Origin of the sequence: Treponema sp. UBA3813 (assembly GCA_002368605.1) — a bacterium.
Lineage (GTDB): Bacteria > Spirochaetota > Spirochaetia > Treponematales > Treponemataceae > Treponema_D.
In genome coordinates this window covers 1-19,995 of sequence record DFEB01000073.1, presented here as the reverse complement: position 1 = coordinate 19,995, position 19,995 = coordinate 1, and the positions used below count along the sequence as shown (strand labels likewise).

The 19,995-nt window shown below is 45.1% G+C and carries 15 protein-coding genes; 11 read left to right on the top strand and 4 right to left on the bottom strand.

Annotated features, from left to right (window positions below; translation table 11 throughout):
* The first annotated feature begins 71 nt into the window (after window positions 1-71).
* The 5 genes from B2089_RS11130 (at window position 72) to B2089_RS11110 (ending at window position 4,503) form a co-directional block, all read left to right on the top strand.
* A complete protein-coding gene (locus tag B2089_RS11130) occupies window positions 72-413 on the top strand; it encodes an ArsR/SmtB family transcription factor (protein ID WP_296325518.1) in 342 nt (113 codons plus the stop codon).
* 145 nt (window positions 414-558) lie between these two features.
* Window positions 559-1,374: an outer membrane lipoprotein-sorting protein gene (locus B2089_RS11125; protein WP_296325514.1), complete on the top strand. Its 816-nt coding sequence runs from the start codon at window positions 559-561 to the stop codon at window positions 1,372-1,374.
* A gap of 18 nt (window positions 1,375-1,392) precedes the next feature.
* Window positions 1,393-3,144, top strand: coding sequence for a hypothetical protein (locus B2089_RS11120; RefSeq protein WP_296325510.1), 1,752 nt, complete (start codon window positions 1,393-1,395; stop codon window positions 3,142-3,144).
* Window positions 3,145-3,162: 18 nt separating this feature from the next.
* Window positions 3,163-3,597, top strand: a complete 435-nt coding sequence (locus tag B2089_RS11115; RefSeq protein ID WP_296325507.1) for a hypothetical protein — start codon at window positions 3,163-3,165, stop codon at window positions 3,595-3,597.
* Window positions 3,598-3,600: 3 nt separating this feature from the next.
* Window positions 3,601-4,503, top strand: coding sequence for a 23S rRNA (adenine(2030)-N(6))-methyltransferase RlmJ (locus tag B2089_RS11110; protein WP_296325497.1), 903 nt, complete (start codon window positions 3,601-3,603; stop codon window positions 4,501-4,503).
* A 107-nt stretch (window positions 4,504-4,610) separates the two neighbouring features.
* On the opposite strand, the gene B2089_RS11105 is transcribed toward B2089_RS11110, so the two are convergent.
* A complete protein-coding gene (locus B2089_RS11105; RefSeq protein WP_296325494.1) occupies window positions 4,611-5,066 on the bottom strand; it encodes a hypothetical protein in 456 nt (151 codons plus the stop codon).
* A 261-nt stretch (window positions 5,067-5,327) separates the two neighbouring features.
* Here B2089_RS11105 and queF point away from each other — a divergent pair, with 261 nt between their 5' ends.
* From queF to pbpC, 6 genes are all read left to right on the top strand, one after another.
* Window positions 5,328-5,801 carry a preQ(1) synthase gene (gene queF, locus B2089_RS11100; RefSeq protein WP_296325491.1) on the top strand — a complete coding sequence of 158 codons (474 nt, stop codon included), beginning with the start codon at window positions 5,328-5,330 and terminating at the stop codon, window positions 5,799-5,801.
* A gap of 9 nt (window positions 5,802-5,810) precedes the next feature.
* Window positions 5,811-6,518, top strand: a complete 708-nt coding sequence (locus tag B2089_RS11095) for a queuosine precursor transporter (protein ID WP_296325487.1) — start codon at window positions 5,811-5,813, stop codon at window positions 6,516-6,518.
* A gap of 71 nt (window positions 6,519-6,589) precedes the next feature.
* Complete coding sequence (locus B2089_RS11090) at window positions 6,590-7,240, top strand: MIP/aquaporin family protein (RefSeq protein WP_296325484.1); 651 nt, start codon at window positions 6,590-6,592, stop codon at window positions 7,238-7,240.
* A gap of 61 nt (window positions 7,241-7,301) precedes the next feature.
* The gene (locus B2089_RS11085) at window positions 7,302-13,442 is read left to right on the top strand and encodes an alpha-2-macroglobulin family protein (RefSeq protein WP_296325480.1); all 6,141 of its coding nucleotides are present in this window, start codon (window positions 7,302-7,304) and stop codon (window positions 13,440-13,442) included.
* 10 nt (window positions 13,443-13,452) lie between these two features.
* Window positions 13,453-14,277: a Cof-type HAD-IIB family hydrolase gene (locus B2089_RS11080; RefSeq protein WP_296325477.1), complete on the top strand. Its 825-nt coding sequence runs from the start codon at window positions 13,453-13,455 to the stop codon at window positions 14,275-14,277.
* Between the two features lies 1 nt (window position 14,278).
* A complete protein-coding gene (gene pbpC / locus B2089_RS11075; RefSeq protein WP_296325474.1) occupies window positions 14,279-16,561 on the top strand; it encodes a penicillin-binding protein 1C in 2,283 nt (760 codons plus the stop codon).
* A 31-nt stretch (window positions 16,562-16,592) separates the two neighbouring features.
* Here the strand turns inward: pbpC and B2089_RS11070 are convergent, their stop codons facing one another.
* The 3 genes from B2089_RS11070 to B2089_RS11065 all read right to left on the bottom strand — a co-directional run.
* Complete coding sequence (locus B2089_RS11070; RefSeq protein WP_296325472.1) at window positions 16,593-16,883, bottom strand: antitoxin VbhA family protein; 291 nt, start codon at window positions 16,881-16,883, stop codon at window positions 16,593-16,595.
* Window positions 16,884-17,012: 129 nt separating this feature from the next.
* Window positions 17,013-17,174 carry a hypothetical protein gene (locus B2089_RS12110; RefSeq protein ID WP_414717873.1) on the bottom strand — a complete coding sequence of 54 codons (162 nt, stop codon included), beginning with the start codon at window positions 17,172-17,174 and terminating at the stop codon, window positions 17,013-17,015.
* Between the two features lie 212 nt (window positions 17,175-17,386).
* Window positions 17,387-19,995: restriction endonuclease subunit R (locus tag B2089_RS11065; RefSeq protein WP_296687315.1), on the bottom strand; the 2,609-nt coding region annotated here is incomplete at its 5' end.

The window sequence follows — 19,995 nt, the reverse complement described above, 5'->3', positions numbered from 1 at the left end:
GTTCGAATAATTAAACGAATAAACCAAATATAGCGACATCAGACAAAAGTGTCAAGGGGATTTTAAGAAAAATGATTAATCCACAAAAACTTTTACAGGCACAAGAGGATTTTAAAAAATGCGTTCCCATCTTCACGGCATTGGGTGACACCACCAGGCAAAAACTCTGCCTGGATCTGGCCGCCGCCGGAGTAGAAGGAATCAATGTGGCAGACCTGTCAGGGAAAACCACACTCTCCCGCCCCGCAATCTCCCACCACCTCAAAGTCCTCAAGGATTCGGGCATAGTCGAGCCAATCAAAAAAGGCACTCAAATCTTTTATAAACTTAAACTCCGTGATGCCTTGGTTCCGATGAAAACCCTAATCGAAGCGGTGGAAGAAATCCTTGATGATGACAAATCTCTGACCTAACAATTTTGGACATTTTCACTGTATTTTTATGACATTTTTTTAAATTTTGTCACAAAAACTCCTCAAAAAAGTTGAAATATGCTTAATCCTACATTATAATTGGAATAGCATTGTGTGCACTTGCATAATGCAGTAGGAGAAAAACATGAAACTTTCAAAATCGCTTGCCATCGCATCTATTGCTTTGGCTCTTGGAACAATGGCTTTTGCTGACGAAGCTTATGATGTCATCAAAAAATCATCTACACTGGAGGCACCAGACACATCTCAGGCTATCATGGTAATTACGGACATCGAAAAAAACGGTTCCACATCAGTTCAGGAAATGTACCAGTTCGGTCGCAAGCATAACGGTCTTATCAATACCGTTTTTGACTTCCGTACTCCAAAAACAGTAAAGGACACCCGTGTTCTCCAGCTCGAAAAAGAAACTGGAGAGGATGACCGCTGGATTTACCAGCCAAACCTGAAACAGGTCCGCCGAATTCCTATGGGCGAGCGATACAAGAAGTTCGTAGGTCACGAATTCACATACAACGACATGGGTATCCGCAAAGTTGACGAAGACAAACATGAATTGCTGGAAAAAAACGTAAAAGTCACGGTTCCTGGCGGAAAATCTTACACATGCTGGAAGATTAAGTCAGTTCCTCTCAAAAAATCAGAGGTTGAGTATTCATACAGAATCCAGTACATCGACACAGAGACTTATCTCCCTGCAAAAATCGAATATTTCGACAAACGGGACCAGTCAAAACTCCTCAAGACATACACCACAGAAGACTGGATTTACCTCACTTCAAAAACCGGCAAAAAATACACCATGCGCATGAAGGCTCGCATCGTAACAGCTGCAACAGGTCGTCAGACCACCCTCGACATCAAAAACCCGGTTATGGACGCAGGTATCTCAGCGGCATATTTCACGCAGCAGTACCTCTCAACAGGAAAAGCAAAATAACAGGAGATTTTTATCACTATGAAAAAGATTTTATTTACGATGGCCGCCCTTTCGCTCACATCCTTCACATTCGCACAGAACTACGGTTTCGGTGACAGCGATTTTGGAAGCGGCAGCGGCGACTCTTACGAAGAATCAGCGCCAGCAGTAACAATCTCAGGCGAAGTCGGAACAGAAGTCCGAGGCTGGATTGGAACTACTCCGTCAGAAGAAGACCTTGCAAAAGACTCTTCCCTCAAGTACGACTCGCAGGGCTACAAAAAATTCTACGATATCAGCAAGTCTGAGGTCGAAGGAAGCGTATACTCAAACATCGAACTCAACTACGACGGCGACTACACGAACGCAAACATCAAGCTCAAACTTGACGAGGACACTTTCAAGAACTATCAGGAAGACATCATCGACGAGGCAAGCGTAAGCGGCAACTTCATCGAGAACCGCATTCAGCTCAAAGCAGGCAAAATGAAGGAAGTATGGGGCAAGGGCGACAAAGTCCATGTCCTTGACAACTTCAATGCCAACGACTACCGCGACTTCATCTTCCCGGACTACATTGACCGCCGAATCGGCGAAGTAATGTTCAAGACTACGGCAAACATCTCTTGGGACTACAACCTCAAAATCGAAGGAATCTACGCCCCAACCATGACAGCAGACCGCTTCGCAAGCGACGGTCACCTCGTGCCATACGCACAGACAAAGCTCACGAATACGGTGAAAGCAGTTTTGAAGAACAACTACGCGCTTGCGGCCTCTTCTGCCATCAATGATAAAAATGGTCTTTCATTGGTAAACGGTGTAATGGAACTCTCTGACTTCTCAACCGACAGCCTTTACGAAGACAATATCCGAAGCCTCAAATACGGTCAGGCGGGACTCCGTCTCACGGGTACTTTGGGAGGAATCGACTGGGGAACGAGCTACTACTACGGTCATTACAAGCAGCCAAGCGCAAACTTGGAAAAGATGATTACATCGTTAAAAACCGCAGCAACTACTGATTTAACAACCAACAGCACCACCAAAGGTCTTGGAAAATATATTGTTCAAAATCACTCTGCAGAACTAACCAAATTAGCAACAACAAAATATGCAGCATTGGGTGCAGCAGCAGCAAATGCTGCTATGGCAGAATTAGCAAATAAGTATACACTTGATTACATGACCTCTAAAGATTTTGAAGGTTTCTCTTCAAAAATTGAAACACCATCCCTCAACTACGATCAGGTTCAAGTCTTCGGTCTTGAGGCGGCTTTCGTCCTCTGGAAGCTCAACACCCGTTGGGAAGCGGCATATAACATGACAGAAGACTTTGAGGGAACAAACCCATGGATTAAAAACCATTCTGTGGCATGGGTCGCAGGCTTTGACATTGACCTTCCAATCCACAACCTCAACCTCAATGTTCAGGAAACCGGCTCATACATTCTTCAGAAAGACAAGATTAAAGACGGCATATTTGCAAAGTATGATGTTGACTACAACTCAGACGACAAATACACCCGCAACAAAATCATCGTCCTTCTTTCTGACAAGTGGCTCAACGAAAAGCTTACCACAGAAGTTCAGGGTATCTATGGAATCGAATACAAGGAATTCATGGTTGCTCCAAAAATCGAGTACAATGTTGTGGAAGGGCTCACATTCGCTCTCCGCGGCGTTTACCTCTATTGTAAAGAAGAAAACGGTGAATTCTACAACTTCACGAAAGATTCAGTTCACCACGACAAAGCATTCGTGCAGTTGACAGCAAAGTATCAATTCTAGAAAATAGAAGGGGTCAAAATGAAACAGATTTTCCGAATAATTCCAGTTATTTTTCTCTTTCTTTTTGTTCCCCTTTTATTTTCCTGCGGCACAGGAGACGAAAGCTACGAAGAATTGGTTTTGAAAAAAACTGGAAATTATTGGTATAAATATAATATCGAGTCTGCTTCTAAGCCAACGACAGCCGATTCGCAAACATTAGCGAATATCTACATAAAATACGACACCGGAAACGAAAAATTAATTCTTACGGCCGTGGGTACGAACATTTACGCAAAAAAAGAAAACAATCTCTCAAGCGGAAAATGGGTCGCAAACATCACAAGTTTAACTTTCTTAGGAAAGGTTTCAAAATCTGCCACCGACCCGACAAGCGGCAAAACAGAAATAACAAGCGTTCAAAACTGGGGCGACTTTACCCTTGAAGCAATAATCAATGCTTTGTTTGAATAGTTAATGCTCTCATACATTCACGCCTACCACGCGGGCAATCACGCCGACATTTTAAAGCACCTCACCCTTTCGCTGATTCTTGAGCATTTGTGCAAGAAAGAAAAGCCCTTCACCGTAATCGACACCCACGCAGGAAGCGGAATCTACGACCTGCACGACGAGCGCGCCCAAAAGACCGGTGAAGCAAGTTCTGGAATTGAGAAAATTTTGACGCAGACAAAGGCAGACGAAGTCGGATTCAACTCAAAATTCAGCCGTCTCATAAAGGATTTTTACGAACGCGGCCAATACCCTGGCTCTCCTTTGATTGAGAATGCTTTTTTGCGCCCTGGCGACCAGCAGATTCTTTCAGAGCTGCATCCCCGCGCCTATGAGGAGCTTCGGGAGTGCTTTTATAATAGAAGAAAAGAATGCAACGAGGGGGAAAAGATTTTTGTGGAGCCAGCCCTTCACAGGCGGGACGGCTACGAGCTTTTAAAGGCCGTAACTCCGCCAAAAATCAAGCGGGGGCTGGCCGTAATCGACCCTTCCTTTGAGGACGCCAGCGACTTTTTTAAATGCGGCGAGGTGATTTCTGCCGTGCACAAAAAATGGAGCGCGGGAATAATCGCCCTCTGGTACCCCTTAGTCGCCCACCGCACCGCCGAAATCTCCATGATGAAAGAGCGAATCGCAGGAGCCGTGGAATCAAGCGAGCCTAAAATTCATGAACCGAAGGTTCTAGACATACAAATGGAAATAAAGCGCAAGGAAGACATGACGGGCCTTGCCTCCCTCTACGGAAGCGGAATGTTCATCGTAAACTTCCCCTACCAGCTGGACGAAGAAATGAAAGAAATCATGCCAGCATTGACAGAGATTCTCGGCGAAACAGCCCGTGTCTGGAGCGTGGAGAAAATCTCTTGACAGGGAGAAATTCCTTTGTTATATTCTAATTGTCGGGAGTGCCCTTGATAAAACCCATTGGGCTGCCTGCAAGGACTTTAAGCATGAGGGACTTAAAGATTTCGACATCATGGCTGTTTTGGTTTTTGCCACAACAGCCTTATTTTTTCCTTCGCAAGTTTGTTTTCAATTGATTTTCTTCGACTTATCAAGCCTGTTATCACATCATAAAATTCACCGTCATCAAGAGGCTTTAATTCTATAACACATGTGTACCCTCCATCTGTTTTTGTAAGCATGAGTCTTTTTCCGCTCGAATAGATTTCATCAAAATTCTTGCATGTATACGAAATAAAATCGCGGGCATTATCAAAACCAGACATTTTTAATTGATTAAGCCGTTCTGGTCGCTCAATATGTTTTTCGCCGTAATCACCAATGTTATTATTCTGAACACCAATTCTCAACCGAATTTTTCCAGACTGTCGTTTTATCACCTCAGCAATTTCAGAAGAAATCTCTCCAAAATCCTTGCTTCCGTCCGCAGTCAGAACATATTCTCCATCATATTTTACATCGCTCATCGCTTTATTATCACATAAAGGAAAAAACTTTTAAACTCTCATTTTTCCGCTTTTCAGTTTTATTGACCTTATTACCAGTTTTCGATTATCATATCTCCCAGTCAGTTCGAAATCCATCCTGACTTAAAACAAAACTAGGAGGTCTGCATGAAAAAATTACATCCATGTAATTTTTTCATGGCCAAATATTTCTGACAAGCAGAAATATTTGCGATTTGTTGCCTCCTGCAACCCCGCTACCGCGGAGGTTAAGGAGAAAAAATGCGTACACAATCAGAACTTGAGGGCGTAACTTTGCTGGGAAACACTGCCACAAAGTACCCTTCAGACTACTCGCCGGAAATCTTAGAAAAATTTTCAAACAAACATCCCGGCAACGACTACATGGTCACATTCAACTGCCCGGAATTCACTTCTCTCTGCCCAAAAACAGGTCAGCCGGACTTTGCTTCAATTACAATCAACTACATTCCTGACGGCTTTTTGGTGGAGTCAAAATCCTTAAAGCTCTATCTCTTCTCTTTCCGCAATCACGGTGACTTTCATGAAGACTGCGTGAACATCATCATGAAGGATCTGGTGCGTCTTTTGGAGCCGAAATACCTTGAGGTCGAAGGAATCTTCACTCCCAGGGGCGGCATTTCCATTTACCCCTTTGCAAACTACGGCAAGGCAGGCACGGAATACGAGAAAATCGCAAAATCACGATTATTTTCAGCAATAGACAGAAGATAGGAGATAATTATGGCTTTTCAGAATGAGATTGTTTTATTTTTGTCGGTGTTCGCTTTTTTTGGCGGACTCGTTGCTTTTTTCCGTCTTTTCGGAAAGAACGGAATCTTCGCCTGGACGGTAATCTGCACTATTGCCGCCAACATTGAGGTTTTGATTCTGGTTCACGCTTACGGCATGGACACAACCCTGGGAAACGTGATTTTCGCATCTTCCTTCCTTGCAACGGACATTATGAGCGAAATCTACGGCAAAAAAGAGGCCAACAAGTGCGTTAAAATCGGTATTGCAGCCAACATCACTTTCATCTTGATTTCACAAAGCTGGTTTCTCTATGTTCCGGCGGAGGCGGACACCATGGCTTCTCCAATCCGCACCGTATTCGCGAACACTCCCCGTGTCATGCTCTCAAGCCTTTTTGCCTACGCGGTCTGCGAATTATACGATGTGTGGGCTTATCACCACATCTGGGAATGGAGCGAGAAGAAATTCGGCGACAAGAAGGCTTTTTTGTGGCTTCGAAACAACGGCTCAACCATGGTCAGTCAGCTGATTAATGTGCTTGTCTTTAACCTTTTGGCCTTTGCAGGAGTCTTTCCCGCAAATGTCATCGTTCAGATTCTGATTTTCGGCTACGGAATCTTTTTGGTCACTTCGATTTTGGACACGCCCTTCCTCTACTGGGCACGGCGAATCGCAGAAAAACACCCAGACCTGTGAAAATCTTAAATCTGTGTTATAATATATTGCGTCTCCTTGTGAGGCGCAATTTTTTTAAAAGGAGATTCAAAATGGAATCTTTCAAAAAGTATGTGGCTGAATTCATCGGCACTTGTGTTTTGGTTCTGTTCGCTTGCGGTGCGGCAGTTGTCTCTGGCTGTGCGGCAGGAAATGCAGGCCACTTGATTACGGCTCTTGCTTTCGGTCTCGTTATCGTGGCAATGGCTTACTCAATCGGAAATGTCTCAGGCTGCCACATCAATCCGGCTGTCTCAATGGGTATGCTGGTCGCTGGTAAAATGAGCGTCAAAGATTTTATCGGCTATATCGTCGCTCAGTTCTTGGGTGCAATCGCAGGAGCCGCACTTCTCGCAGTCTTCGTAGGCGTTGACTCAGGCTTGGGAACAAACAATGTTCATTTGGGAATCGGAGTTTCTTTCCTCGCTGAAATTCTGCTCACTTTCGTTTTCGTATTCGCTATTTTGGGCGTTACTTCAAAAGAAGAGAACGGCTCTGTGGCAGGACTGGTAATCGGTCTTTCCCTCGTACTCGTTCACCTTTTTGGAATTCCTCTCACAGGCACTTCTGTAAACCCTGCCCGCTCATTCGGTCCTGCCCTCCTGGTTGGCGGCGAGGCTCTCAAATGCGTTTGGGTCTTTATTCTCGCCCCGCTCGTCGGTGGCGCACTTGCGGCTCTCGTCCACAAATGCCTGAATAAGTAAGGATTTATTATTTTCTTAAAATAAAGTATAATAGTCTCACTATTTTTTGTGAGGCTATTATATGAAAAAATCCGCACTTTTCGCACTTTCTTTACTTTTTATTTTCACGCTTTTTTCTTGCAAAGAAAAAAAATCATATACAATCGAATATTCTGAGCCAGCTCCACAAGCGGCCATTGACGAGGCGACTGGCGAGCGGGTCTTTACCGTGGGAAATTTCTTCACGCCTGACTACACTCCATACGAGCCGGAGCCTGAGAGCGTGGCTGGAAGGGTAAATCTCTCTTCTCCCAAAAGCGGCGGCAAGGCGGAGAGCATAGTTCCGGGCTTACGGAAACTTTCTGACTACAAAACTTCTTACAACACAAAAAAATCGGACTTCAAAATCCCGGAAGTCACAAAAATGGCAGAGGATTCAGGCAAAAGCGGTGAGATGCCGAAAAACCTTCGGCATGACAAAGAAAAAGACCAGCCTTTTACGGTGAGTGACTGGGGGCCAAAGGAGCCAATTCCCGCCGAAGTGCGCTATCCTTCTTTTTATGTGCTTTTCTCTGAGCCAGTCGTTTCCCTTGCGGCCTTGAATCAGGAAAGCGACGCAAGCGAATTCATGAAAATCGAGCCCCCTGTAAAGGGAACTTTCCGATGGAACGGAACAAGCCTGCTTTCATTTGACACAAGTGAAGCCGTAAATCCCCTGCAAGTCTACACGATTACCCTTTCAGACGGCGTAAAATCCCTGAGCGGAAAGGCTCTTTCTGGGGAAAAAGTTTTCAAAACGGAGGCTGCCCCCTTAAAAATCATCTGGTCGGCTCCCGGCTACTCAAAAAGCAAGTGGGTGGACAGAAATGAAGTTCCCCCAGAATGCGCAAAAGAATTCCGGGTTCAGTTCAATTATCCTGTAAATGCAGATGAAATCAAAAATCTTTCAAAAATCCAAGCCGGAAGCAAGGAGCTTTCATTCACCGTTAAACAGGAAATGATTGATACGGTGACTTACAACTGGAACGAGGCTCCCGACTTTGGCACGCAAGTCCTTCTTACAGTAAGGCAGACGATTTCAGGCAAAGAGAGCGAAACTAAAGCCTCATTCACTACCCTTTCGCCCTTCAGCTACGAATACAACGATACGAGCTATTCTTACGGAAAATACACGAATCCAGTGCGGATTTATTTTTCTCACCCTCTGGACGAAAAATCTGTCTTGGACGCGCTTTCGGCAAAATCCGACAAGGGCGAGAAAATGCCTGTCACAAAAGAAAATATCGAAGTCTCAGGCTCTACCCTCAGAGTCTACGGACTTCCAATTACTTTCCACTCAAAATACAATCTTGAAATCAGCAAAAATCTCAAAGATATTTATGGAAGAAATCTTTCAATTTTCGGCGACGACAAAATTTCGATTCAAATTGAAGTTCCGGGGGCAGAAAGCAAGGCGCTTTTCACTGATTCCGGCACGAAAATCCTTGAAGCAGAATTTCCTCACAAAATGGTCTTTGAATATCAGAATATTGACGAGGGAGCCTACACGCTGGACAAAACAGAACAGCCATTCGATGTTCTCAAGGCCCAAAAAATCTACGGTCTCGTAAATGACGAGGCAAGCACGCCAATCCGAACGACGCTCAAAACAGAGCCGCGTGACGAGAGGATTTTTGAAATCGTAAACCTTGAGGACAAACTTGTGAACGGCAAGGGCTGGGTCGAATTCTACTCGGCAATCAAACTCCCCAGAAAGCCTACGAAATGGGATCCTTCAACTTATTACTGGACGACAAATGCAACCAGTGTTCAGGTCACAAATCTTGGCGTTACGGTTCGCTACGGAATGAACAAAGTGATTGCTCTTGTCACGAATCTTTCGGACGGAAAGGCTGTGGAGGGAGCGAATGTCTATGCGATTAAATACGACAGAGACAATTATTACTCTCCTGAAAGCGTCTCTTCAAGCGCGCCGAGCGCAAAAACTGACAAAAAAGGCATGGCGGTCATCAATCTTTCTGGAAGCGATGTTAAAAAAGTCATTTCGGGAAACTACTGGGACGCACCACTGATTTATGTTGAAAAAGACGGCGACAAAGTTATGTTCCGGCCAGACGACCATTCTCCCTGGCGGAGCGGCGTTTACTCATATTCAAGCGTGCCCAACGAAGTCAAGGCAGAAAAACGAATCTTCATGTTCAGTGACAGGGGGCTTTACAAGCCGGGCGAAAAAGTTTCCTTCCGAGGAATCGACCGCGACCAGATTTTGGGAACTTTCGTGCCTTATCAGGGAAATTATGTCATCACCCTCAAAGAAGACAGCTGGCGAAACGCAAAGGAATACGGTGCTTTGACGGGAAATACCAGCGAGTCAGGAGGATTTTACGGCTCATTCGACATTCCAGAGGACATTGAGCCAGGAATCTACAAAATCACTTACAGCCGTGGAAACGGAAGCAAGCGGGCGGACGAAGAAATGCGAATCAATGTGGCTTTCTTTGAGCGGCTTAAATTCCAGTCGGCAGTCTCAATGCCAAAAACTCCGGTTATCGCAGGGGAAAAGATTCAGGCTCAGGTGAGCGCAAGCTATCTTGCGGGAGGAGCTTTGGCCAGCGCCCAATACGAAAGCAACTGGTTCCGCGAGCCATGGTATTTTACGAGCAGCGAGCCTGAGTTCAAACAGTTCAAATTCGGCCCTGAAAACTCAAACGACGGTCGAAATCATATCCGGGAGGACTCTGGCAGCCTTGACGCAAAGGGAAGCGCAACGCTCTCATGCGAAACAAGCGGATCTTCTATAAAAGGCGCGCCCTACCGCTACCGGGTGAGCGCGGATGTCACTGATGTCTCAAATCAGCTTGTCTCGGCCTCGGCAGCTACGGTGGTTCATCCGGCTTCATTCTATGTTGGTCTTTCAAAACCAGAGACGGCTTCTTCATTCGCCAAAAAAGGCGAAAAAGTCACCTTCAGTTATAAACTTGCCATGACGGACGGAAAGGCGGTGGCAAACGAAAAGACGGCAAATCTTCTTGCGGGAAGCGGAAAAAAACTCTCGGTCAAACTCACCCGCGAAGAATGGAATTTAGTCCAGCAGCAGGGAATCAGCGATATTTACAGCCGCTACGAAAAAAGCGATGTGACCGAAAGCGAAGAGAGCATTTCTCTTTCTGCTGACGGAAAAATCACCGTGACTCCAAAAGAGCCGGGCTATCACACCATTCATGTTTCAACCAGTGACAAGCAGGGGCGGGAAATCATCACGGAATACGAATTCTTTGTCACTGGTTCGGGAAGAGTCTCATGGTATCAGGACGATGCCACATCATTAAAGCTCACTCCTGACAAAAACATGTACAATCCGGGAGAAACGGCTCACATTCTCATGGAAAGTTCCCTCCCCGAAGGAAATTACCTGATTACGGTTGAGCGGGAAGGCATTTTCACAGAGGAAGTGCGTCACTTGGACGGCTCAATTCATGTCCTCGACATTCCTGTAGCCCGAAATTATGTTCCTGTCTTCTATGTCTCGGTCTCTTCTTATTCTGTGCGACAGGGAGAGCCAAAACACGAGTACGGCGAGGCAGATTTGGATAAGCCCAAGGGATTCTATGGAGCGGCGACGGTTTTTGTAAATCCCAGAGTAAAATCATTCTCCGTGGCGGTGGAAAGCGCGAAACCTTCTTACAGGCCGGGCGAAGAGGCAGAAATCACCCTCAGGGCCACAAAGGGAGGAAAGCCTTTGGCAAACGCAGAACTTACCCTTATGGCAGTTGACCGGGGAGTCTTGGACTTAATCAATTATCATGTTCCAGACCCCATTGCCTTCTATTACAACGCAAGCCACTTCCCTCTCCGCGTAAAGGGCGGCGACTCGCGGGAATATCTCATGGATCCGGTCACTTACGAAGTCAAAAATCTTAAAGGCGGCGACAGTGACGAAGACGAAAAAATGAACGAGCGCAGCGACTTCAATCCGACTGCGATTTTTGAGCCCATGCTTAAAACTGACGAAAAGGGGCTGGTCACGGCTCGCTTCAAGCTGCCGGACACACTCACCACTTACCGGGTCACGGTTTTCGGCGTAAACGGAGAATTGCTTGCCCTGCAGGAAGATGAAATCGCGGTTCAGAACCCCATTAATGTCCAGCAAGTTCTTTCAAGGGAACTCAGGGAGCGGGACACCAGCGAGGTGGGACTTCTCTTAACCAACCTTGACGACAAAGCCCACGATGTTACGGTCTCGCTTGCTTTGCGGGAAACGGACAAGGCAAAGACTGAAGAAAATGGCGTTAGTGCAAAGGCTGGAAAGGCAATCGTTGACGGAAAAGATGAGCATACGATAAAAGTGCCCAGCGGAGCCAATGTCACGGTCTATTTTGATCTGGCGGCTCAAAAAGCGGGCAGCATCAGCCTTGAATTTACGATAAAGAGCGATATTTTAAACGAAAGGCTCGTCACTCCTCTCAAAATCGAAAAGCCCTATATTTTCGAGACCGTCACGACTACAGGCCAGCTGGGCGAAAAAGAAGATTCTGGAAAGGAGCGGGTCGTAATTCCTTCTTATACAGCAGATATGAATGGCTCACTTTCAGTCACTTTGGACGCAACTCGTCTTGGACTTTTGGGTGAGAGCGTCAAATATCTCTTCGAATATCCTTATGGCTGTTTGGAGCAGCAGTCTTCACGAGTTCTTCCTCTGGTGATTTTTGAGGATTACATCGATGTATTCAATCTTGACAGCCAGGTGACAGACATCCATAAGTGCGTAAAATCATATTTCTCTGAATGGAAAAAGAGTCAGCATGAAGACGGCGGCTTTGGCTACTGGCCCACATCCCGCTATTCAAATCTCTTCGTCTCAAGCCGAATCGCCCACATTTACGCCCTTGCCCTCCAGAGAGGCTACAAGGCAAAAGAACTTGGAATCGACATCGAAAAACTCTGCGACTACATTTACAAAGAGGCGACATCCCTTGAAAAAAAGGCAGAGCTTAGAATCCGAAGTGAAAATGAATACGAGAGGATTGCCCTCTTCTACAACGACTATTGCCGCGCTTACAACTACTATGTTCTCGCCTTGAACGGAAAGAGCGTAAACGAAAATAAGCTTTCTGAAATCATAGGACGGGACGGACAGGACACGGCGGCTCTGGCTCTGGCAGGCTTGGCTTCAATCGAAAGCGGAAATGCGACTTCAAATGCAAAAGACGCGGCGAAAAAACTCCGCACATACATGAGGCCGACCACGCGGGGAGTTGACATCACAAATCCAAAGGCTCCCCACTGGGCTTTTGCCTACTACGGAGACCAAGCCGAAAATCTTGCCCTTGCCTTGCAGCTTTTCACTTTGCTCGACAAAGATGACGAGATGAACACACGGCTTATCTACTCGCTTATGTCTAATCAGAGGGCGGGTTACTGGAAGAACACTGCAACCACGGCGAGAGTCCTTGAGGCAATCTACACAGTGATTAAGACCAACAATTTGGATAAGACAAACCTTACCGCCACGGCATTCTTTAACAAAGAAGAATTCGCAAAGGGAGAATTCAAGGGAGCGGGAGCAAAACCTGTCACCGTGACTCTTCCATTCTCGGACGAAAAAATCGCAAAGGCCGAGAAAGACGCCGAGCTTGCCCTGGACTTCCAAAAAAAGGGAAAAGGCTCGCTCTACTACACTGCCACCATGCGTTACGCCATCCCAGAAGAATTGCAGAGTCCAAAAGACGCCGGACTGGGGCTTGTCATGCACCTTTACGACAATGCCACAGGCGAGGAAATCAAAGTGAAGGACGAAAGTCCTCTCGTAGAGCTTGAAAACGGAAGGACATACAAAGTCGTCCTCACCCTCTCTTCAAGCTACGACCGGGATTTCATCGCATTAAGAGCGCCTGTTCCAAGCGGAGCGGAAATCTTAGACGCTACATTCGTAACAAGCCCGGACTCGGCTGCTTCCGAAAGCGGCAGGGGCGGCTACGGAGATGACTACGATGATTACTCAGGCTACTTCTACGGAGGCGACCACTACATGAGCAATCAGGCCATTTACAACTCAGAGATTCAGTATTTCTGGGACAGTTTCGGCAAGGGAAAAACCACCGCGGAATTCAAATTCCGGGCCGTGCGCCGGGGCGTGTTCCCAACCCCGCCAGCAAGCGCGGAATGTATGTACGAGCCGGAAGTCTTCGGACGCACAGGCGGCATTTTGTACACGATTAAGTAAAAGGAAGATTATGGCAAAAAAACTTGATGTAAAACTCATCGCCCTTGACCTTGACGACACTCTTTTGAACGACCAGCGGCAAATTTCTGACGGCAATGTCGCCGCCCTCAGGGAATGTGCCGACAGGGGGATTTATGTAGTCCTTTGCTCTGGCCGGGCAGAAGACGCAATTCTTCCCTTTGTGCGCCGCCTTGAAATCGCCGGAAAAGAGTCAGGAAAATTCATCATTGCCATCAACGGCTGCTCGATTTTTGACATGCACAAGCGGCAGCAGGTTTTTTGCCGAAAAGTCGAAAGTGACATTCTCCTCCGCACCAATGAAATCGCCGAAAGCTACGGACTCCGCAGCGAAGTCTACACGCCCAGCACGATTTACTACCGCGAAGAGACAAAATGGACCCGCCTCGATGTGGAGCTTTGCGGTCTCAAAGGCGAATCAGTCAAAAATTACGAGGAATTCATCAAACAGGGCTTCACAAAAATGCTGGTTCCCGGCGAGCCAGAGGAATTGCAAAAGTTACAGAAGATTCTCCGCGCCGAATTCGGAGAGCGGGCGGTCATTTTTACCAGTAAGCCCTTTTTCCTTGAAATTCTGCCTCCAAATTGCGGAAAGGGAGAGGCCGTTCAATGGCTTTCAAGCGAACTTGGATTCGGTCTTGAAAAAACAATGGGATTCGGCGACAGCATGAACGACGAAAGCCTCATCAGAATGTGCCGCTACGGAGTTTCCATGTGCAACGGACTGGAAGAAATCAAAAAAATCGCTGACTTCGTAACGGATTGCGACAACAACCACGACGGCGTTGCGGACTTTTTGAGAAAATGGGTGTTATAATTTGACGCGAATAAACGCAGATGGACGCAGATTTTTAAAAAAGAAAGTCCTTTTTCTGATTTTTATTTTTTCACTTTTTCTCTTTTTCTTTCTTTTTCTTCGTTTTTCGCCCTATCCTGCCCTTACGGAATTCAAGGCCCGGCCCATTTCAACAAGGATTTATGACGCTGAGGGAAAATTTCTTCAAATCACTGCCCTTGAAAACGGCGTGCGTCGGGAATTTTTACCATTAGAGGAAATTCCGCCCTTTGTGCAAAAGACTTTCATTGAGGCTGAGGACAGGCATTTTTATTCCCATCACGGACTGGATTTTGCCGCCATTGCCCGCGCTGCCTTTCAAAATGCCAGCGAAGGCCGGACTGTAAGCGGGGCATCCACAATCACCATGCAGCTCGCCCGAATCATAAAGCCCAATCAGAAACGAAATCTTCTGGTAAAAATCACTGAGGCCCTTGACGCCCTCCGCCTCGAAGCCCGCCTGTCCAAATCTGAAATCTTAGAGCTTTATCTTAACAATCTGCCATTCGGCTTTAACACGGAAGGCGTTGCCAGCGCAGGACGGACATTTTTCTCAAAAGAAATCAAGGATTTAAATGAACTTGAAGCCGCCTGCCTCGCTGTAATTCCCCGCCGCCCTTCCCTTTACAATCCCCTCACTAATCCAGAAAATTGCGCCAAGGCAGCCTTTGAGCTTTTGCAAAATGAAGAAAATACAGGCCTCACAATAGAAGAACTTGAAAAAGCCGCCGCTAAAGCACGACTTTACCGCTATCCTTTTGAAGCCCCCCATTTCATTCGCTATCTTTCAAATCAAAGCGACTCCCCAATAGGAAAAGCCTCTGACATTCACACCACCCTCATTCTCAGCCTTCAGCACCGTGCCGAAGACATGCTTTCACGAGCCGTGGAGCGATATGCCGAAAACAGGCTTTCAAACGGCGCGATTTTAGTCTGTGACAGCCAGACCGGGGCAATCCGCACATGGGTGGGAAGCGCGGATTTTTTTGACGAGCCTCACCAAGGTCAGGTGGACGGAGTTCTTTCATTCCAGCAGCCTGGAAGCAGCATGAAGCCATTTTTGTACGCCCTTGCCCTTGAGTCAGGATTTTCTCCCTCTTCGGTCTTGCCCGACATTCCCATGGAATTCGGCTTTGAAAATCTTTATGTTCCACAGAATTTCAACAATCGCTTTAACGGCCCTGTCCGTTTCCGAGTTGCCCTGGCTTCAAGCCTCAACATTCCGGCCGTCTATCTTTTAAACGAAATCGGAACGGAAAAATATCTCAAAAAACTCCGGGATTTAGGCTTTGCTTCCCTTGAAAAAGCGGACGCAGGCCTTTCTTTGGCTTTGGGTGGGGCCGATGTGTCGATTTTTGAAATGACTCAGGCATTTTCGGTTTTCGTCCGTGACGGATTATTCTTGCCCCTTTACGGAATTGAAGAAGAGAGATTTTGCGACAGGAGAAAATCCAGCCATGCCGAACGCCTTTCCACCTCTCCCAAACGCATCTTTGACATGAACACAGCCCGCCTAATCTCGGACATTCTCTCTGACAAGGAAGCCCGCGCCCTGGGATTCGGCTACAGCCAGACTTTCAACACGCCATTTCCAGCCATGTTCAAGACAGGAACGGCCAACCAGTACCAGAATATCACGGCTTTGGCGGCGACTCCCCACTACACCGTGGGAGTCTGGATGGGAAATTTTTCCGGCGAAACCGTCGTTGGAAAGACAGGCAGCTCTATCCCTGCAAAAATCGCCCGTGATTTGCTGGTAGACTTACAGGGAATAAGCGGAAAAGGCTTTCAAAAGCCCGCCCAGTTCAAAAAAGAGCGGGTCTGTGCCCTCTCCGGCATGAAAGCCTCATCCTTCTGCCCCGACACGGTAAGCGAATATGTCGCAAATGAAGGAAGCGCAAGCCAAAAAGAAAAATGCAGCTGGCACACCGAGAAAGGTACGGTCTATCCCGCAGAATACGCGACCTGGTTCCGCCTGAAAAATCGCTCAGGAATTGTGGACGACAAAGGAAGCCCCCTTAAAATCATCTCGCCCCGAAACGGCAGCACCTTCTATTACGACCAGTCAATCCGCAAGGATCAGCAAAAGCTCATTGTGGAAGCAAGCGGCGGAAGCGCAGACATCGCAAGATTTTTTGTAGACGGGAAATTTTTTTGCGAAAGCAGACGGCCTTTCATCGCACAAGTGCCGCTTAAACGCGGAAAACAAAAAATCTCCGTGCAATGCGGAGAGGAAAGCACGGAGATTGAAATCACGGTGAAGTGAGATGCTGAGGGCAAGTGAAATCAAGAGAGTTTTATTTTTCAATAATTTGCACCGATGTTTTTTTATTTACACCGAAAATTTCTACATTTTGCACCGAAGCTTTTTGGTTATCGCCGAACTTTTTTTCTTTTATCGCTAAGATTTCACGGATACTGACTGAAACCATATCTGCTTCTTCGGTATCGTCTTCATCTTCTGTTCTTCCCTGTCGAGTTTCGTAATAGGAGTCAATGAGCTGCTTGGCTTCTTCAATAGTGATTTCGCCATCAATATTCCGCCTGGCTGTCTCGTAAAGATATTTAGATGGAGTAAGACCATCCACCTGCTGCAAGCCGATAGCAGTCTGCCAGAGCTTTCCGTTTTCCTGTTTTTCCGGTTTGCAATGGAGTATATATGAGTCAAAGTCGATTTCAAATGGGGTAAATTATTGTTTTTCATGTTCTTGCTTTACTCACTTTAGCGAATATGTCCTGTTCTTATTAGCACCATTGGCAACAATCTTGCCATCTTCAACGAGTTCAGAAAGATAGTCTTTTGTGCGTGATTGTTTCAAGCCGATAAACAAAGCAATATCCTGTGAGCGGGCTTCGGAATGTTTAGAAAGATATTCCAGAATTTTGTCTTTGTAGTTTATTGCCGATTTTTTGATTTATCGCCGATTTTTCGGATTTATCACCAGTTTTATCGCCGTTTTTCTTATACGAAGGGCGATAAAAGTTCACTCGGAGCATATCACCAATTTCAAGGTACGGCTTTCACCATTCTGGATTTCTTCTTGTAAGGTCATTTAGTAGCCTCTTTAAAATCTGATATAACTCTGCTAATTTACCCCTTCAACCCAATGACATTCTTCAATTGCTCAAAGCTGTCAACATGGTCATACTTTACGCCGCTTGTAGAAACTACATTAAACAGCTTCTTAGCACATTCAATCTTGTTAGATTCAATCTTATTAAGCTGCATATCTTCCATAGTTCCCTTAGTTTCAGCAATAAAGAAAACATGTTTTACTTTATCCTTATCAAAAGCAATAGCCCAGTCAGGTGCGTAATTTCCTACAGGAGTTGGTATCTGGAATGAACGAGGCAAACGTGCATAAACAACAACTTCCGATGCTCCATCCAAATCCTCAGCAAACTTCCATTCAACTGTACTGTCAGTAAATACCAAATCCTGAATACATTTTTTTGCAATGAAAGGTTCCTTATCCGGCAGTTTTGGAGAAGTAAAAATACTTGAATCATAAGTATCTTCAAGCTCATGGTATTCAATATGCTCAACAATCTTGGTAGATTTCTGAGCGTTGATGATATTGATTACATCACGAATAAACTTCTCAGGATTAAATCCAAACTGTTCCATTTCTTTTATAGTTAGTTTACTCAAAATTGTTGCAACAGTTTTGCGGGTCAGCTTACAGCCCTTAGCAATATCACCAACAAGGTCATACTTTACAGAGCTGGCAACAGCACGGCTCAAAGATTTAGTTTCAGAATCAGCATTTCCAAAAGCAGTTCCAGAACGGATCTGACTTTCATCAATTTTATCCTTCTGCTTACCAATTTCCAGAGTGTAGCGCATAGGTACAACTTTTAAATCGCTCTTAATAGCCTGAACTGCATTTGTAATCAATTCTTCGCTATTAAAGTGGCAGCTGTAAGTGTACTTATGATTAATCTTCTTCCAGAGTTCCTGGAATATATCCTTTTCAAAGTTTTTATTAAGAGGATTTCCGTTTTCCCACTGAGGTTTCTGACCGTTTTCAATCATGCCAGTAAGAACAGAAGGATTATAAACAGCCTGTATCAACTTCTGAACCTGATCAAAAATCTCTGTCGTTGCATTTGCATTCTGGAATAATTCTTCCGGCAATGTCTGATGAAGTGTAGCAGGAAGGTTTTGGATAGATTGTTCTTCAACTGCAGTCTTATAAATGTCTGTAGGCTTATCTTCATCATCTATGTAATTATTTCTAACCAGATAGTTATGAATGATATTTGCCTGTTTTGAATCAATTTCAAATGTCTGTCCACAAACTGTGATAGTTTTTCCTTCAAAGTAATTTGTATTAGCAATCTTTGGTCTAGAATCACTAAGCTCAGCTGTAATATCTTTCTGAAGTCCATCAACAAAGTCACGGTAGCTTTCACTTGCAATTACAGTCAGTGTGTTTACATCATGAATAGCATCTGCCAGAACTTCTTTATCCTGTCGAGCCCCATCTTCATTTACACAAAGACGCATACCACGTCCAACTTCCTGGCGGCGGCTTATATTGTTATCAGAATGTTTAAGTGTACAAATCTGGAATACATTCGGATTATCCCAACCTTCGCGCAAAGCAGAGTGAGAGAAGATAAATCGAATCGGCATATCAAAATCCAAAAGCAAATCTTTTCGCTTCAGAATTAAATCGTATGTTGTTATATCTTCATCACTGTCACCAGTTGAATCTGTAAGCTTTCCTTTTTTATCACGGCTAAAATATCCTTCATGACAAGGACCAATATCATTTGAACTTGGAAGCAAAACTTTCTGATAATAACTATTAGGATTAATATCCACAAAGTCATTCAAAACAGTTTTATATTCCTCTTCAAACATTTTGCCGTATTCACCAAGAGTCTCGTTTCCGTCTTCATCATAGGCTCGATATTTTGCAACTTCATCAATAAAGAAAAGGGAAAGAACTTTAATCCTAAGTCCTGCGTCATAAAACTCTTTTTCTTTCTTAAAATGACTGCGGATAGTTTCTCGAATCTGAACACGTCGAATATCTTTTTCAGCAACATTTCCAGTCATCTCACCTACTTTTAGAACAGTAGGATCTGTATTGTCGCTTACAGCCTTATTAAAACGAATTAGGTTTTCCTGTGGTAAGATTTCAGCAATGTAAAGGCCTTTATATTCAGGTAGTCCTTTACTTGCTTCGTCTAGTTTATCCCCCTGATTAAGTTTTACATATTGTCGTTTAATTCCGTTTCCTTGTTTTACTTCAATTTCAAGCTTCACCATAGGAGCAGCGTTTTTTGAAAGAATAATAGAATCTGCGTAGATATAAGTATTTGTTCCGGCAATATTTTCAAGCTTAAAGCCTTTTACTTCAATCTTTTTTACAAGCTTTTGATTATATGCATCCAAAGCATCCAGACGGTAAACAAGATTGTGCTGTATCTTATGAGTAGCAGAATAGTTAATTACAAACAAAGGCTTAAACTGAGTTAAAGCTTTCTGTGTAGCAGATTTTTCATCTCCCATTCGCTGAGGTTCATCAAGAATCAAAATTGGTCTGTTGGCTGCAATAACATCAATAGGTCGGCGGCTTGCAAACTCATCACGCTTTGTGTAAATAATGCGGGCAGCCTCGTTTCCTTTACGACCTTCAACATTCTTATCTTTATTCAAAGATGTATTAAAAGCCTGGGTGTTGATAA

Excerpts from the sequence above, each read along its gene's own strand:
- B2089_RS11085 (WP_296325480.1), top strand. The coding sequence starts at position 7,302 with ATGAAAAAATCCGCACTTTTCGCACTTTCTTTACTTTTTATTTTCACG.
- B2089_RS11125 (WP_296325514.1), top strand. The coding sequence starts at position 559 with ATGAAACTTTCAAAATCGCTTGCCATCGCATCTATTGCTTTGGCTCTT.
- B2089_RS11110 (WP_296325497.1), top strand. The coding sequence starts at position 3,601 with ATGCTCTCATACATTCACGCCTACCACGCGGGCAATCACGCCGACATT.
- B2089_RS11080 (WP_296325477.1), top strand. The coding sequence starts at position 13,453 with ATGGCAAAAAAACTTGATGTAAAACTCATCGCCCTTGACCTTGACGAC.
- queF (WP_296325491.1), top strand. The coding sequence starts at position 5,328 with ATGCGTACACAATCAGAACTTGAGGGCGTAACTTTGCTGGGAAACACT.
- B2089_RS11115 (WP_296325507.1), top strand. The coding sequence starts at position 3,163 with ATGAAACAGATTTTCCGAATAATTCCAGTTATTTTTCTCTTTCTTTTT.
- B2089_RS11120 (WP_296325510.1), top strand. The coding sequence starts at position 1,393 with ATGAAAAAGATTTTATTTACGATGGCCGCCCTTTCGCTCACATCCTTC.
- B2089_RS11095 (WP_296325487.1), top strand. The coding sequence starts at position 5,811 with ATGGCTTTTCAGAATGAGATTGTTTTATTTTTGTCGGTGTTCGCTTTT.
- B2089_RS11130 (WP_296325518.1), top strand. The coding sequence starts at position 72 with ATGATTAATCCACAAAAACTTTTACAGGCACAAGAGGATTTTAAAAAA.
- B2089_RS11090 (WP_296325484.1), top strand. The coding sequence starts at position 6,590 with ATGGAATCTTTCAAAAAGTATGTGGCTGAATTCATCGGCACTTGTGTT.
- B2089_RS11105 (WP_296325494.1), bottom strand. The coding sequence starts at position 5,066 with ATGAGCGATGTAAAATATGATGGAGAATATGTTCTGACTGCGGACGGA.